Genomic DNA, 13,616 nt, shown 5'->3' with positions numbered 1-13,616 from the left:
CTTACGCGAAACGGTGGTCCGCCATGTCCGACGCCCAACACAGCGACCTCCTCGACCCGTTCGAGGAACGGCTCACCGCCGGCCTGCACGACGCGGGCAACGCCTTCGAGACCGACCGCGCCGCACTCGTCACCGCCGGCGCCCTCAAGGGACGACGGCGCCTGCTACGCCGCCGGAACGCCGCCGTCATGAGCGGCGCCGCCGGTATCGCCCTCGTCGGCGTCGGCGGCGCGCTGCTCCTGCCGAGCGGAGACCCCGCCAAGGGACGGGGATCCGCGGCCACTTCCACCCTCGCCTCCGCCTCCGCCCCCACCCCCGTCTCCGCCGACACCCTGACCCGTACGCTCGAACACCAGCTCGTCGTCGGCAGGGGCGGCACCTACGGCGAGTTCACCAAGATCGAGGCCCGTGGCACGGACGAGGGACTGTCGCCGTACGTCCGACTCGTCTTCAACGACGGCAAGGGCGCGGCGGCCGTCAGCGTCACCATGGACCGGATCCAGCCGGGGAGCGACGACGCGCGGCAGATCACCACGTGCCCGGGGAAGGCGTTCACGCACTACGACGCGTGCGGCACGAGCCGGTTGGCGGACGGGTCTGTGGTCATGGTCCTTCAGGGGTACGAGTATCCGGACCGCCGGGTGGACACCAAGTGGTGGAACGCCGAACTCGTCACCCCGCAGGGGCAGCACGTGAGCCTGAACGAGTGGAACGCCGCCGCCGAGAAGGACTCGCCGATCACCAGGCCCCAACCGCCGTTTTCCGCGGCCCAGTTGAGGAAGGTGGCCGCCTCGAAGATCTGGCGGGACGCGATCGATGCCATGCCGGTGAACTCGAACTCACCGACCACACCGTCGAGTTCGAGCACGGGCGCCGCCGTGTCCGTCACCTCCACGCTGCGGACCCTGGTGCCGAAGGGCCTCGCGGTGTCCGAGGCCGGCGACCCCGGCGACACCGGGTTCGGCTATCTCGTCGTCGACGACGGCAAGGGCAAGACCCTCGTACAGGTCAACGTCCAGGCGGACATGGCGGATGTCGAGGGCGAGCTGTTCGGCTCCGACGCCGAGGTCCTGGCCGACGGCACGAAGGTCGCCACACACCAGGGACCGGGCGAGAAGGGCGGCACGGGTGTCGTGATGTGGACCGTCGACACCATGCGGCCCGACGGAAGCCGGGTCGTCATCAGCGCCTTCAACTCCGGCGCCCAGGACACCGCCGCGACCCGCAAGTCCCCGGCCCTGACCATGAAGCAGCTCCGGGAGATCGCTCTGAGCCCGAAGTGGCGGTAATCCAGCCAGCGACTTTGAACGCCATTGACCTGACCATGCCAACACATCAACATAGGCGGCACACAGGAATGCTCACGCGAACACCCCACCCGAGCACCTCACGCGAACACCCCACCCGCACGCCGTACTTCACGCACGTCGCACTGAAACACCCCCCACCTCCAGCAAGGAGATTTCATGCGACTCCGAATACGCGGCTCAGGCCCCCGTAGCGGCAGACGCACCGCCGCGCTCGCCGCTCTGATGGCCCTCGCCCTCGTCGCCCCCGTCACGGCGGCCACCGCGTCCAAGGCCACCGCCGACAGCACGCACCAGGCCGCTCCGGCCGCGGACGACATCCGCCAGTACGAGATCCACGTCGACCACAACACCCCGGTCACGCGGACGGCCATCGCGGCGGCCGGCGTCACCGTGGACGAGGCCGACGAGGAGACCGTGGTCGTCTCCGGCCGCGCGGCCCAGATCGAGAAACTGCGTCAACAGGGCTACGCCGTCTCGCTGTTGGGCTCCGCCCCGGACCGTTCCTCGGCCGCGGACACCGCACGGCTCCTCGACTTCCCCTCGGCCGACGCGAAGTACCACAACTACGCCGAGGCGAACACGGAGATCGACCAGCGGCTCGCCGCCTACCCCGGCATCATGAGCAAGAAAGTCATCGGCAAGTCGTACCAGGGCCGGGACATCGTCGCCATCAAGGTCAGCGACAACGTGGCCACCGACGAGAGCGAACCCGAGGTCATCTTCACGTTCCACCAGCACGCCCGCGAGCACCTCACGGTGGAGATGGCGCTGTACCTGCTGCGCGAGTTGGGCGCGGGCTACGGCACCGACTCCCGCGTCACGAACATCGTGAACAACCGCGAGATCTGGATCGTGCCGGACCTCAACCCGGACGGCGGCGAGTACGACATAGCGACCGGCGCCTACCGGTCCTGGCGCAAGAACCGCCAGCCCAACTCCGGTTCCAGTTACGTCGGTACGGACCTCAACCGGAACTGGAACTACAAGTGGGGCTGCTGCGGCGGCTCTTCGGGCTCGACCTCGTCCGAGACCTACCGGGGCGCGTCCGCCGAGTCGGCACCCGAGGTGAAGGTGGTCGCGGACTTCGTACGCAGCCGGGTCGTCGGCGGGAAGCAGCAGATCACCGCGGGGATCGACTTCCACACGTACAGCGAACTGGTGCTCTGGCCCTTCGGGTACACGTACTCCGACACGGCGACCGGGATGACCGCGGACGACGCCGCCGCGTTCAAGGCGGTCGGGCAGAAGATGGGCGCGAGCAACGGGTACACGGCCGAGCAGTCCAGCGACCTGTACATCACGGACGGTTCGATCGACGACTACCTATGGGGCAGTCAGAAGATCTTCGACTACACCTTCGAGATGTATCCGACGTCCAGTTCCGGGGGTGGGTTCTACCCGCCCGACGAGGTGATCGAGCGGGAGACCTCCCGGAACCGGGACGCGGTGTTCCAACTGCTGGAGAACGCCGACTGCATGTACCGGTCCATCGGCAAAGAGGCCCAGTACTGCGGCTGACCAGCCTTGCGCTGCGGCTGACCAGCCTTGTACTGCGGCTGGTCAGCCCTTGTCCTACGACTGGCTAGTCCTCGCGGACCTCTGCCTCCGCCGCGGCGAGCGCCGCCTCGTCCACCTCGGCGGACTCGTCGTCCTCGTCCTCGGCGCCGTCGTCGAAGTACGCGTCGAGGACCGCGTCCAACTGCGTCTCCCACTCGGTGAACCGGCTCCTGGCCGCCGCCTCGATCTCGATCGGGAACCAACGGCGGTCAGGAGTGTGCACCGTGATGGTGAACCGCTTGCCGAAGCGCGGCGTCTCGGTCTCCACGGCACCGATCTCGTCCCAGCGGAACTCGCACGCCTGGTCGTCCAGGCGCAGTCGTACGCCCTTCTCGTCCGCGACGATCTCCGCACGACGGTCGGACGCCTCGAAGACCGGCCCGTCGGACGCATCCTCGTCGGCCTCGTCATCGGCCTCGGACTCGTCATCGGTGTCCTCGGCAACGGCCTTCTCGGCCTCCGCCTCGGCCTTCTGGACCGACGGCTTCCCGCCCTCGGACCCCTCCGGCTCCTCCGGTGTAGCCGGCTCCTCGGCCTTCGCGTCCTCGGGCTCCGCGCCCCGCGGCTTCTTGTCCTCCGGCTTACCGGAGGACACGGCGGGTGCGGTGAGCCCCGGGATGAAGGCCGGGTCGAAACCGGCACCCTTCACGGGCTCGCCCTCCAGGGGCTGGCTGCTCGAACCTATGCGCTGCTCCACAGCGCGAAGTATGGTCGACGATCCTGTGTCGGGCACAGCCAGCCCCAATTTTGTTATCAGACGCCTACAAGCGGCTTACACGAACACACTGAGCACGGCGGCCACCGCGAACCCCGCCACCGACAGCACCGACTCCAGCACGGTCCACGTCTTCAGCGTGTCCCGCTCGCTGATCCCGAAGTACTTCGCGACCATCCAGAAGCCCCCGTCGTTGACGTGCGAGGCGAAGATCGAGCCCGCCGAGATGGCCATGATGACCAGCGCGACGAAGGCCTGCGAGTGGTCGCCCTCCGCGAGCAGCGGGGCCACGATGCCCGCCGTCGTCACGATCGCCACCGTCGCCGAACCCTGTGCGACCCGTAGTACCAGCGAGATCAGGTACGACAGCACGAGCACCGGCAGGCCCACGTCGTGGAAGGTGTCCGAGAGGGCCTGCGCGACCCCGCTCGCCTTCAGTACGGCGCCGAAGACCCCGCCCGCGCCGACGACGAGGATGATGTTGCCGACCGGCTTGAGGGACGCGGTGGAGACGGTCTCCAGGGACTTACGGGACCAGCCGCGCCTCAGACCCAGGAGGTAGTACGCGAGGAGGAGAGCGATCGTCAGGGCGACGAAGGGGCTGCCGAAGAACTCCACGACCGAGCGGCCGGTCGACGGGTCGAAGGCGATCGACGAGAAGGTGGCCGCCAGGATCAGGACGAGGGGCGTACCGATGATCGCGAGGACCGTGCCCAGCGACACCGGCTTCTCCTGCGGTACGACGCCGGACTCACGCTGTTCGTCGATGACCGCCTGCTTCGCCTCGGCCGCCGCCTCGACCATGTCCTGCGGTACGGCGACGAAGATCCGCTTGCCGATCCAGGCGGCGTAGGCCCACGCGGCGAGTACGGCCGGGATGCCGCAGACGATGCCCATGAGGATGACCCAGCCGAGCTGGACGTGGAGCAGGCCGGCCGCGGCCACCGGGCCGGGGTGCGGCGGCAGGAACGCGTGGGTCATCGACAGGCCCGCGAGCAGCGGCAGGCAGTACAGCAGGATCGACTTGCCGCCGCGCTTGGCGGCGGCGTACACGATCGGCGCGAGGACGAAGATGCCGACGTCGAAGAAGACCGGGATGCCGAAGATCAGGCCGGTCAGGCCCATGGCGAGGGGCGCTCGCTTCTCGCCGAAGAGGTTCAGCAGCCTGGACGCCAACACCTCGGCCCCGCCGCTGACTTCGAGGATCGCGCCGAGCATCGTGCCCAGGCCGATGATGATCGCGACATGGCCGAGGATGCCGCCCATGCCGGACTCGATGGTGGAGACGGCGTCCGAACGCTGAACCGTGCCGAAAAGTTCGGTGACCGACAGACCGGACAGCAGGCCGACGGTTATGGAGACGGCGAGGAGGGCCACGAAAGGCTGGAGTCTGACCTTGATGATCAGGAAGAGAAGCAGCGCGATCCCGAGGGCGGCGACCGTCAACAGGCCTGCTGTGCCGTCCAGTAGGAGAAGCAGGCCTCCGGTGTGGGGTGGTGTCGCGGGGGCGGTGGCGGCGAGCGGTAGGGACATGGTGGGGGTCCTCGTTGTCGTCGTAAGAACATGGGTCCGGGGGTCTGGGGGATGTCCCCCAGAGGGCACAGCCGGGCAGGGGGGATCGCGGCGCGGCACCCCGAAGGGCGCCGAACCGTCGTACGGTGTGCGGGAGTTGGGGCGGTGTCAGCTCAAAGGGCTGGTCAGCTCAGGACGGCCAGCGCGTCGATCTCGATGAGCAGCCCGGCGGGCAGGCCGACGTAGACCGTCGTGCGCGCGGCGGGGATCTCGACGCGGCTCTCGAAGTACTCGTTGTAGATCGCGTTCATCTCGGCGAAGTGGTCCACGTCCGTCAGATAGACGCGGATCATCATCGCGTCCTCCCAGCTCGCGCCGCCCTCCTCCAGGATCGCCTGGACGTTGGCGAGGGTCTGGAGGGTCTGCTCGCGCAAGGTCGGGCCGGCCGGTGTCGGCGGCCTGCCCTCCTCGGCGGGGAGGAAGCCGACCTGGCCGGCGACCTGGAGGAGGTTCCCCTTGCGGACGCCGTGCGAGAACTTCGCGGGCGGGGTGGTGTGGGTCTTGGGGGTGAGCGCGATCTTGTCGGTCATACGAAATCCTTCATACGTGGTCCCTCATGCGGAGTCGTTTGCAGGGGTTGCTGGAGTCCTGCCCGAGTACTCGCCACTGATGGCATCCGCCGTGCGACGGACCAGTGGAAGCAGGGTGAGGAGTTCGTCGGCGGTGACGACGACATTGGGCGCGGAGACCGACATCGCGGCGGCCACCCGTCCGTCGGCGCCCCGGATCGGCGCGGCGACGCAGTTGATGGACTCTTCGTGGCCGCCGAGGTCGGTGGCCCAGCCCTGTTCCCGCACCTTCTCCAACTCCCTTAGGAAAGCAGGGGCGTTGGGGGTGGAGCGGGCGGTGTACATGGGGTATTCGAGCTTGTCGGCGAGTACCCGGCGCTCGCCCTCCGGCAGGTCGGCCAGCAGCAGCTTGGCCACGCCCGCGACGGTGATGGCGACAGGCTTCCCGATCCGCGAGTACATCCGCACCGGGTAGCGGCTCTCCACCTTGTCGATGTAGAGGACCTCGTTCTCCTCGTACACCGCGAGGTGGACGGTATGACCGCACTGCTCGTTCAGCCGTGCGAGATGGGGGTGGGCGATCTCGCGGATGTCGAGGTTCTCCATCGCCTCCTGGGCGAGGGCGATCAGGCGGGCGCCGAGCCGGTAGCGCTGGTCGGACTGGCGGTAGACCAGGCCGTGTTCGTGCAGGGTGCGCAGGAGGCGCAGGGCCGTCGACTTGTGGACGTCGAGGCGCTCGGCGACCTGGCCGAGGTCGGCGGGGCCCTCGGCGAGCAGCGGCAGGATACTGAGCGCGCGGTCGACGGTCTGACTCATGGCGTACATACCTCCTCGTCGGCCCAGTCGGCGGCGTCGGTCCAGCCGGGGCCGAGTCGAAGTCTCCCCCACGCCTCGTCGTCCAGGGCGACCAGCCGGTCGGCGTGCTCGCGGGCCGGGGGCGCGGCGAGGTCGCCGGGGACGGTGAGGGCGGCGGCGGCCGTGAGATGCCCGTGCCGCAGCCGGTCCCGTACGGGAAGTCCCCGCAGGGTCGCGGAGAGGAACCCGGCGGCGAAGGCGTCCCCGGCACCCACCTCGGCGACGACGTCGACGTGCGGCGCGGCCACGAAGGTGGCGTCGCCCCGGTGGTAGACGGTGGCCCCGCGTCCGCCCTGCTTGACGACGAGCGTCTCGGGGTCGGGGAACGCGTCCCGTACGGCATCGGCCCCGACGAGCCCCCAGACCTCGGCGGCCTCGTCCTCACCGACGAACACGAGGTCGGCGTCGCGCGCCAGCTCCAGCAGCACGCTCGGCCCGTCGGCCGAACGCCCCAGCGCCGGGCGGTGGTTGACGTCGAAGGAGATCAGCGGGCGGTGCGCACGGATCGCGGTCAGCTCACGCACCAGCCCGAGACAGTCCGCGGACAGCATCGGGGTGATCCCCGACAGGTGCAGCACCCGCCCGGCCCGTACGGCGGCCAGGTCCACGGTGTCGACGGCCATCGCGGAGGCGGCGGACCCGGCCCGGTAGTACGCCACTTCGTGCGCGTCGGTGGCCCGGTCCCCGGCGGTGCGGAAGTAGATGCCGGTCGGCCGCGCGGGATCACGTCGTACGGCGGACACATCCACCCCGTACCCACCGATGGTCTCGACGAGATGATCGCCGAAGCCGTCCGCCCCCACCCGGCTGACCCACCGGACGGTGTGCCCGGCGGCGGCCAGCACGCACGCGACATTCGACTCGGCGCCGCCGATGGCGCGATCGAAGGACGGCACGTCGGCGAGGCGGCCCGCCCGGCCGGGTAGGAACGTGACCATGGACTCGCCCAGCGCTACGACGTCCACGACGTCACGGGCGGCGGTGGACTGTCCGTCGGCGGTCACGATGGTGATGGCTCCTCGTCGGTGCGCCGGGTGATGGCGGCTCCGTTGACCCGGTGTTGGGCGAGATGTTAGACAGCGGTAAGCGATATACGCAATGAAGGTTGCAGAGATTGCAACACTCCAGCTCAGGGAGGCCCCATGGTCCGCGACACCGGTACCGAAGCGCTCGCCCGGCTCGCCGGGGAACGCGTCGACCACCGTTTCAAGGGCCTCCCCCCGGACGCGGACGGCCTCACGGTCGCCGAGTTGTCGGCCCAGCGCCGCAACCTCTTCACCGACGGCTTCACCACCCCCGTCCTCGCCCTCTCCGCCGAGCGCCTGGACCACAACCTCCGCCTCATGGAGACCTACGCGACCCGCCACGGCCTCGCCTTCGCCCCACACGGCAAGACCTCCATGGCCCCCCAGCTCTTCCACCGCCAACTCGCCCACGGCGCCTGGGGCATCACCCTCGCGGTCCCCCACCAGATGCGCGTGGCAAGGCAGTTCGGCATCGACCGCATCTTCCTCGCGAACGAAGTGGTCGACCCGTCCGCCCTGAAGTGGATCTCGTCGGAGCTGGACACCGACCCCGCCTTCCGCTTCATCTGCTACGTCGACTCCGTGCGCGGGGTCGAGTTGATGGACGCGGCCCTGCGCGACGCCGCCCGCCCGCTGGACGTCGTCGTCGAACTGGCCGCCGGCGAGGGCGCCCGCACCGGCGTGCGCACGGAGGCGGAGTGCGCGGCGGTCGCGGACGCGGTGGCCGCCGTAGGGACGCTGCGGTTGGTGGGGGTCGCCGGGTACGAGGGGGAGGTGCCGGAGGCGGATCCGGAGCGGGTGCACGCGTGGTTGCGCCGACTGACCGCGCTCGCCGTGGAGTTCGACAAGGACGGGCGCTTCTCGGGATCCGGGCTCGACGAGATCGTGGTCAGCGCGGGGGGCAGCGCGTGGTTCGACGCGGTGGCCGATGTCTTCGCCGAGCTGCCCGAACTCTCCCTCCCCGCACTGAAGTTGCTGCGCTCGGGCGCCTACGTCTCGCACGACGACGGCCACTACCGCGAGATCACCCCCTTCACCCGCATCCCCGAAGAGGGCGCCCTGGAGCCCGCGTTCCGGCTCTGGGCGCAGGTCGCCTCCCGCCCCTCCCCCGAGCAGGCCTTCGCCAACGCGGGCAAGCGGGACGCGGCCTACGACCTCGACCTCCCCTTCGCCCAGGTGGTCCGCCGCGACGGCACCGAGCGCCCGGCGACCGGCGTCGAGGTCACGGGCCTTTCCGACCAGCACGCCTGGCTGCGGACGACGCCCGAGGCGGACCTGGAGGTGGGTGACTGGATCGGGATGGGCCTGTCCCACCCCTGCACGTCCTTCGACAAGTGGCAGTTGATCCCGGTGGCGGAGGCGGACGGGACGGTCGTCGACTACATCCGCACGTTCTTCTAAAGGCCGTACAGAGGCCGTATCGGACCCCGCTGGAGGCATGGGCATGGAAGAGCTGGTCATCCGGGACGCGGACGTCGTCGACGGCAGCGGCGGCCCCTCGTACCGCGCCGACGTGGTCGTGGACGGCGGCCGGATCGTCTCAATCGTGCAGGAGGCCGCGGCGGCGGGCTGTCAACGCCCCAAGGCGCGCCGGGAGTTGAACGCGGAGGGCCTGGTCCTCTCCCCCGGCTTCATCGACATGCACGCCCACAGCGACCTGGCGCTGCTCCGCGACCCGGACCACAGCGCCAAGGCCGCGCAGGGGGTGACCCTCGAAGTCATCGGCCAGGACGGGCTGTCGTACGCCCCCGTCGACGACCGCACACTCGCCGAGGTGCGGTCGACGATCACCGGGTGGAACGGGTACGGCGACGACATCGACTTCGACTGGCGGTCGGTGGGCGAGTACTTGGACCGGCTGGATCGTGGAGTGGCCGTCAACGCGGCCTACTTGATCCCGCAGGGCACGGTCCGGATGCTCGTCGTCGGCTGGGAGGACCGGGAGGCGACGCCCCAAGAGCTGGACCGGATGCGGCAGTTGGTCGCCGAGGGCATGGAACAGGGCGCGGTCGGCATGTCGTCCGGGCTCACCTACACGCCCGGCATGTACGCCAAGGACGCCGAACTCACCGAACTCTGCCGGGTGGTGGCGTCGTACGGCGGCTACTACTGCCCGCACCACCGTTCGTACGGCGCGGGCGCGCTGGAGGCCTACGCGGAGATGGTGGAACTGACGAGGGAAGCAGGCTGCTCCCTCCACCTCGCCCACGCCACCATGAACTTCGGCGTGAACGAGGGCCGGGCGCCGGAGTTGCTGACGCTCCTGGACGAGGCGCTGACGGCCGGCGCGGACATCAGCCTGGACACTTATCCCTACACGCCCGGCTGCACAACTCTCGTGGCGATGCTGCCGAGTTGGGCGAGCGAGGGCGGCCCGGACGAGATCCTGCGGCGGCTGGCGGACGACGAGACCGCCGACCGTATCCGCCACCACCTCGAGGTGATCGGCTCGGACGGCTGCCACGGGGTGCCGATGGAGTGGGACACGATCGAGATCTCGGGGGTCACGGATCCGGCGCTGGCGGGGTACGTAGGCCACCGCCTCGACAGCTGGACAACGGCCCGTCACCTGCTCCTCGCCGACCGGCTCGCCCCGTCGATCCTCCAGCACGTGGGCCATGAGGAGAACGTCCGGCAGATCATGCGGCACCGCGTCCACACCGGCGGCTCGGACGGCATCCTCCAGGGCGCGAAGCCGCATCCGCGGGCGTACGGCACGTTCCCGCGCTATCTCGGCCACTACGTACGGGAGTTGGGAATCCTGCCCCTGGAGGAGTGCGTAGCGCATCTCACCTCCCGCCCGGCGGCACGGCTGCGCCTGCCCGACCGGGGCCTGGTCAAGGAGGGCTACCGCGCGGACCTGGTGTTGTTCAACCCCGCGACGGTGGCGGCGGGTTCGACGTTCGAGGAGCCGCGAACGCTCCCGACCGGCATCCCGCACGTGCTGATCGACGGCCGTTTCGTGATCGAGGACGGCCGGCGCACGGACGTACTGGCGGGGCGGTCGGTCCGTCGCAGTCCCGTGCGACGGAACGCCAACTCCCCTGCCTGACTTACGACCTGGGAAAAGCCTCGGCCTTACGGCTTGGGCAGCGTGCAGGTGGACGCACTGAGGGCGAGCACGTTGGCCGAGGTGAAGCAGGCCGGGATGTTGTAGGTCTCCTCGGCGTAGTTGATGCCCTCGCGGACGGTCACCGTGCCGTTCTCGGAGACCTCGCACGGGTTGTTCTCGGTGCAGGTCTCGCCGTCCTCGTTGCCCGTGTTGTTCACGGCGACGACCTGGCCGGTGCTGGTGTCGATGACCGGGGAGCCGGAGGTGCCGCCGATGGTGTTGCAGGCGGAGGTGTAACGGACCGAGTCCTTCCAGGTCCAGTCACCCTCCTTCAGCCGGTACACGAACCCGTCGATGCTGCAGCTGTAGATCGTCTTCCAGTAGCCGGAGACGACTTTGATGGCGGTGCCGGCGGTCGGGTGCGTGGCGCTCACGGTGAGCGGGCTGATGCCGTACGCGCTCTTGATCGCCGCGTACGTGGTGGTGGTGCGGTAGATCGTCACGTCCGTGTCGGTCATCGTCGAGTAGACGACCTGGTTGGCGCGGAGCGTGGCGACCTTGGTGCCGGCCGAGTTCAGCAGCCCGAAGGTACGGCTGGAGGACTGACCGGTGATGACCTCACCGGGCTCCGGGAATCCGGTCTCCAGGCAGTGGCCGTTGGTCATGACCAGCGCCGGAGCGGTGTCGGTCGAGTTCGGGAAGCGGATGACCGAGCCGGAGCAGTTGCTGAGCGAGACGATGCCGGCGAAGTCGACGGTCACGGCCGCCGCCTGGGGAGCGGCTTGGGGCGCCGCGACCGCGGGTGCCACGCCCGCCCCGGCTATCGCCAGGGTGGAGAGCGCGGCAAGGAGAGGCTTGTTCATGTGGGGGTCCCCTCTTATGACGAGGCGACCGGAGATCTTCCGGCCGCCGTCTTTTTGTCATGGGCATTGTGATCGTTGAGGGGGGTGGGGGCAAGGAGCGGTTTCAGGACGGGGGTTGGCGGATTTCCACGCATGCCCTGGCGCGGGCCCCGGGATCGAGGGACAGCTCATGCCAGAGCCGGTCGACCAGCCCGGTCATCCCGAACGGGGAGGCGATCACGGTGAGCGTCGCCGTCCTTGAGCCGCGGCGGCACCCTGATCACCCGCGCACCGTAGAACACGTCGAAGGTCGTGACATCCTGGCGCGGTGCTTTTGATCGATCACGTAAAGAGCGTCGAACTCCGCCCCCTGCGCTATCAGTTCGCCGGGACCCGAGGCAACCGCTACGACGACAACTGGCTCGTCATTGGCGGCAAGGTGACCACGTCCGAGGGCGGATGGCCCTTCGCCGACCCGGCTCTGCTGGCCCACGAGGCCCGCGAGATCATCGGCTGGCTACGGGGAGTGGCCCAGGGGACAGTGGCCGTCACCCGACCCGACGCCGAGGGCTATATGTCCCCGGACACGTGGTTCAACGAGCCGGTCCTGGCCTTCAGCCTCGCCGACCGGAGCAAGGCCGGGGCAGTGATCCGCGTGCACCTCTCCATGGAGGCGGCTCCCCCCTGGCGGCAGGGAGATCACCGAGTGGACATCTACCAGTACTTCGTGAATCTGCGCGTGGACACAGCCGCGCTTCTCCACGCAGCCGACCAGTGGGATCTCGCCCTGGCCTCCTCCCCCACCCGCGGATCGACGTCAGTCCCACCCGGGCTCCCGAACGACAACCGGCGATAGCAGTCGAAACCGGCGCGTCTCATGTGGCGGAAAGCACGAGCCAAGTCTCGTTACCCCGCCGTAAGCTCACCGACATGCAGGTGATCCAGTCGACCAAGCTCTCCAATGTCTGTTACGAGATCCGGGGCCCGGTTCTCGAAGAGGCGATGCGTCTGGAGGCGGCAGGCCACCGCATCCTGAAGCTCAACACGGGCAACCCGGCCGCGTTCGGGTTCGAGTGTCCGCCCGAGATCCTGGAGGACATCCTCCGGAACGTGTCGTCGGCGCACGGGTACGGCGACGCCAAGGGGCTGCTGGCCGCCCGGCGCGCGGTCGTCATGCACAACCAGACCCTGGGCATCGAGACGGACGTGGAACACGTCTTCATCGGCAACGGCGTCTCCGAGCTGATCGTCATGGCGATGCAGGGCCTGCTCGACGACGGCGACGAGGTCCTCGTACCGTCGCCGGACTACCCGCTGTGGACCGCCGCCGTCTCCCTCTCCGGCGGCACCGCCGTCCACTACCGCTGCGACGAGCAGTCCGACTGGATGCCCGACCTCGCCGACGTGGAGCGCAAGGTCTCCGACCGCACCAAGGCGATCGTCGTCATCAACCCGAACAACCCGACCGGCGCGGTGTACGACGAGGCGATGATCAAGGGCCTCACCGACATCGCCCGCCGTCACAACCTCCTCGTCTGCTCCGACGAGATCTACGACAAGATCCTCTACGACGGCGCCACGCACACCCCGACCGCGAAGGTCGCCCCGGACCTGCTCACCCTCACCTTCAACGGCATGTCGAAGGCGTACCGGGTGGCCGGATACCGGGTGGGCTGGATGTCGATCTCCGGGCCGCGCGCGCACGCCGACTCCTATATCGAGGGTCTGACGATCCTGGCCAATATGCGGCTCTGCGCCAACATGCCCGGGCAGCACGGGGTCGTCGCCGCGCTCAGCGGGCGGCAGACCATCAACGACCTGGTACTTCCGGGTGGGCGGCTCAAGGAGCAGCGGGATGTCGCGTACGAGCTGCTGACCCAGATCCCGGGCGTGACCTGCGTGAAGCCGAAGGGGGCGCTGTATCTGTTCCCGCGGCTGGATCCGCAGGTCTTCAAGGTCAAGGACGACCGCCAGCTGGTCCTCGATCTGCTGCGCCAGGAGAAGATCATGGTCGTCCACGGCACCGGGTTCAACTGGTCCGAGCCCGATCACTTCCGGGTCGTGACGCTGCCCTCGGTCGGGGATCTGCGGGACGCGGTGACGCGGATCGGGAACTTCCTGGACGGGTACAGCCAGCCGTAAACGGTGCTGGAGCCGCCGTAAACCTCGCGGGGCAGAT

General features: G+C 69.1%; 12 protein-coding genes. 6 read left to right on the top strand and 6 right to left on the bottom strand.

Annotated elements, in window-relative coordinates; translation table 11 throughout:
- Positions 1-23 precede the first annotated feature (23 nt).
- Both SPR02S_RS05255 and SPR02S_RS05250 read left to right on the top strand, forming a co-directional pair.
- Positions 24-1,289, top strand: coding sequence for a hypothetical protein (locus SPR02S_RS05255; RefSeq protein ID WP_019055882.1), 1,266 nt, complete (start codon positions 24-26; stop codon positions 1,287-1,289).
- Between the two features lie 177 nt (positions 1,290-1,466).
- Positions 1,467-2,828, top strand: coding sequence for a M14 family metallopeptidase (locus SPR02S_RS05250; RefSeq protein WP_019055881.1), 1,362 nt, complete (start codon positions 1,467-1,469; stop codon positions 2,826-2,828).
- 64 nt (positions 2,829-2,892) lie between these two features.
- On the opposite strand, the gene SPR02S_RS05245 is transcribed toward SPR02S_RS05250, so the two are convergent.
- The 5 genes from SPR02S_RS05245 to SPR02S_RS05225 all read right to left on the bottom strand — a co-directional run bounded on the left by SPR02S_RS05245 (position 2,893) and on the right by SPR02S_RS05225 (position 7,522).
- Positions 2,893-3,564: a hypothetical protein gene (locus SPR02S_RS05245; protein WP_026150239.1), complete on the bottom strand. Its 672-nt coding sequence runs from the start codon at positions 3,562-3,564 to the stop codon at positions 2,893-2,895.
- Positions 3,565-3,639: 75 nt separating this feature from the next.
- Positions 3,640-5,115 carry a GntP family permease gene (locus tag SPR02S_RS05240; RefSeq protein ID WP_019055879.1) on the bottom strand — a complete coding sequence of 492 codons (1,476 nt, stop codon included), beginning with the start codon at positions 5,113-5,115 and terminating at the stop codon, positions 3,640-3,642.
- 164 nt (positions 5,116-5,279) lie between these two features.
- On the bottom strand, positions 5,280-5,684 hold the full coding sequence (locus SPR02S_RS05235; protein WP_019055878.1) for a RidA family protein: 405 nt from the start codon (positions 5,682-5,684) through the stop codon (positions 5,280-5,282).
- A gap of 24 nt (positions 5,685-5,708) precedes the next feature.
- A complete protein-coding gene (locus tag SPR02S_RS05230) occupies positions 5,709-6,479 on the bottom strand; it encodes an IclR family transcriptional regulator (RefSeq protein WP_026150238.1) in 771 nt (256 codons plus the stop codon).
- Complete coding sequence (locus SPR02S_RS05225; protein ID WP_019055876.1) at positions 6,476-7,522, bottom strand: sugar kinase; 1,047 nt, start codon at positions 7,520-7,522, stop codon at positions 6,476-6,478. The genes SPR02S_RS05230 and SPR02S_RS05225 overlap by 4 nt, the downstream gene beginning before the upstream one ends.
- A gap of 138 nt (positions 7,523-7,660) precedes the next feature.
- Between SPR02S_RS05225 and SPR02S_RS05220 the strand changes: the two genes are divergently transcribed.
- Both SPR02S_RS05220 and SPR02S_RS05215 read left to right on the top strand, forming a co-directional pair.
- On the top strand, positions 7,661-8,944 hold the full coding sequence (locus SPR02S_RS05220) for an amino acid deaminase (protein ID WP_019055875.1): 1,284 nt from the start codon (positions 7,661-7,663) through the stop codon (positions 8,942-8,944).
- 43 nt (positions 8,945-8,987) lie between these two features.
- Entirely contained in the window at positions 8,988-10,595 is a 1,608-nt protein-coding gene (locus SPR02S_RS05215; RefSeq protein WP_019055874.1) for an N-acyl-D-amino-acid deacylase family protein, read from the top strand.
- A gap of 26 nt (positions 10,596-10,621) precedes the next feature.
- Here the strand turns inward: SPR02S_RS05215 and SPR02S_RS05210 are convergent, their stop codons facing one another.
- Entirely contained in the window at positions 10,622-11,458 is an 837-nt protein-coding gene (locus SPR02S_RS05210; RefSeq protein ID WP_019055873.1) for a trypsin-like serine peptidase, read from the bottom strand.
- Positions 11,459-11,765: 307 nt separating this feature from the next.
- Here SPR02S_RS05210 and SPR02S_RS05200 point away from each other — a divergent pair, with 307 nt between their 5' ends.
- Together SPR02S_RS05200 and SPR02S_RS05195 are read left to right on the top strand one after the other, a co-directional pair.
- Positions 11,766-12,293 carry a WapI family immunity protein gene (locus SPR02S_RS05200; RefSeq protein WP_052346919.1) on the top strand — a complete coding sequence of 176 codons (528 nt, stop codon included), beginning with the start codon at positions 11,766-11,768 and terminating at the stop codon, positions 12,291-12,293.
- 74 nt (positions 12,294-12,367) lie between these two features.
- Positions 12,368-13,579: a pyridoxal phosphate-dependent aminotransferase gene (locus SPR02S_RS05195; RefSeq protein WP_019055870.1), complete on the top strand. Its 1,212-nt coding sequence runs from the start codon at positions 12,368-12,370 to the stop codon at positions 13,577-13,579.
- Positions 13,580-13,616 lie beyond the last annotated feature (37 nt).

The organism is Streptomyces prunicolor NBRC 13075 (assembly GCF_000367365.1).
Taxonomy (GTDB): Bacteria; Actinomycetota; Actinomycetes; order Streptomycetales; family Streptomycetaceae; genus Streptomyces; species Streptomyces prunicolor.
Note: the sequence above shows the minus strand (reverse complement) of the source record. Positions and strands in the feature narration are given on the sequence as shown.

What these genes read in the sequence shown, in the direction of transcription:
- SPR02S_RS05255 (WP_019055882.1), top strand. Translation starts at nt 24, where the DNA reads ATGTCCGACGCCCAACACAGCGACCTCCTCGACCCGTTCGAGGAACGG.
- SPR02S_RS05250 (WP_019055881.1), top strand. Translation starts at nt 1,467, where the DNA reads ATGCGACTCCGAATACGCGGCTCAGGCCCCCGTAGCGGCAGACGCACC.
- SPR02S_RS05240 (WP_019055879.1), bottom strand. Translation starts at nt 5,115, where the DNA reads ATGTCCCTACCGCTCGCCGCCACCGCCCCCGCGACACCACCCCACACC.
- SPR02S_RS05235 (WP_019055878.1), bottom strand. Translation starts at nt 5,684, where the DNA reads ATGACCGACAAGATCGCGCTCACCCCCAAGACCCACACCACCCCGCCC.
- SPR02S_RS05230 (WP_026150238.1), bottom strand. Translation starts at nt 6,479, where the DNA reads ATGAGTCAGACCGTCGACCGCGCGCTCAGTATCCTGCCGCTGCTCGCC.
- SPR02S_RS05220 (WP_019055875.1), top strand. Translation starts at nt 7,661, where the DNA reads ATGGTCCGCGACACCGGTACCGAAGCGCTCGCCCGGCTCGCCGGGGAA.
- SPR02S_RS05215 (WP_019055874.1), top strand. Translation starts at nt 8,988, where the DNA reads ATGGAAGAGCTGGTCATCCGGGACGCGGACGTCGTCGACGGCAGCGGC.
- SPR02S_RS05210 (WP_019055873.1), bottom strand. Translation starts at nt 11,458, where the DNA reads ATGAACAAGCCTCTCCTTGCCGCGCTCTCCACCCTGGCGATAGCCGGG.
- SPR02S_RS05195 (WP_019055870.1), top strand. Translation starts at nt 12,368, where the DNA reads ATGCAGGTGATCCAGTCGACCAAGCTCTCCAATGTCTGTTACGAGATC.